Raw genomic sequence first — 924 nt, forward strand, 5'->3', positions numbered from 1 at the left:
TGGCCGAACCGGGGCGCAGCCGCTGCCAGCGGGCGCCGTCGGGCAGCAGGCCGGGCCCGGTGACCGGCAGGGCCGAGATCAGGTTCATGAACAGGCCCACCCCCGCCACGGTCCACAGGACTGTGCTTGCGTCCCCCTGCGCGGCCGACGCCAGGGCAGCGCACGCCGCGCTGAACAGCAGCCCCATCAGCGGACCTCCCAGGATCATGTGGCGGTAACGGCGGGCGAGATCGTCCGGGGTCAGGCCGGGCGGGGGCATCAGATACGCGAACCCCAGCGCCGGGATGCGGCTGCGGCGCCAGCGGCGACTGTGGGGCGACCAGACCGCCGGGCCAATGCCCAACAGGCGCAGCTGCAGGCCCCGCTGCCTGCCGAACCAGACGTGCCCCAGCTCGTGGATCAGGATCTGGACCGGCCATCCCAGCCCCAGCCCCAGCCCCACGGCCCACAGCGGCGCCCCGGAGCTGAACAGGGCGCCTGTGGCAAAAAAGCCCAGCAGCCCGCCGCCCAGCGCACTCAGGACCGTGGTGACTTGCCGCCGGGGCCGGGGCGGGTTCGGCTTCATGGCTGAGCAGTGTAGGAGCCGGGTCGGGGTTGGGGCAGGGTCGGGGGCACAGGTCTCGCCCCTGGGCCAGACTGGTCCCGCTGCGGATGAGGGCCGGATCAGGCTTTTTCACGCTTGCCACGTCCCCGCGTGCTACCCGTGAAGGCCATGAACGTCGTCGAGCTTCTGCGGGCCGCTGGCCCCCTGCTGTGGGTCCTGGCCGCGCTGTCCCTGTACGTGGTCTATACCGCCGCCGTGCGGGCGCAGGCGCTGGCACGCCTGGGACGCGATCCTGACGCCCTGATCGAGCGGGCGCGGGCGGTCACGGCCGAGAGTGGCCCGGCGGCGGCGCTGGCCGAGGTGGACCGCGCCGCGCATCC

At 73.6% G+C, this 924-nt stretch carries 1 protein-coding gene and 1 pseudogene; one reads left to right on the plus strand and one right to left on the minus strand.

Annotation, left to right across the window (positions count from 1 at the left end; translation table 11 throughout):
- On the minus strand, positions 1-565 hold a 565-nt coding region (locus QOL99_RS17230; protein ID WP_285525633.1), incomplete at its 3' end, for a site-2 protease family protein.
- Between the two features lie 147 nt (positions 566-712).
- On the opposite strand from QOL99_RS17230, the pseudogene QOL99_RS17235 reads away from it, so the two are divergent.
- Positions 713-924 (plus strand): annotated as a pseudogene (locus tag QOL99_RS17235) (MotA/TolQ/ExbB proton channel family protein); the annotation flags it as partial.

It is taken from the genome of Deinococcus rhizophilus (genome assembly GCF_030271215.1).
In the GTDB taxonomy this organism is placed as follows: domain Bacteria; phylum Deinococcota; class Deinococci; order Deinococcales; family Deinococcaceae; genus Deinococcus; species Deinococcus rhizophilus.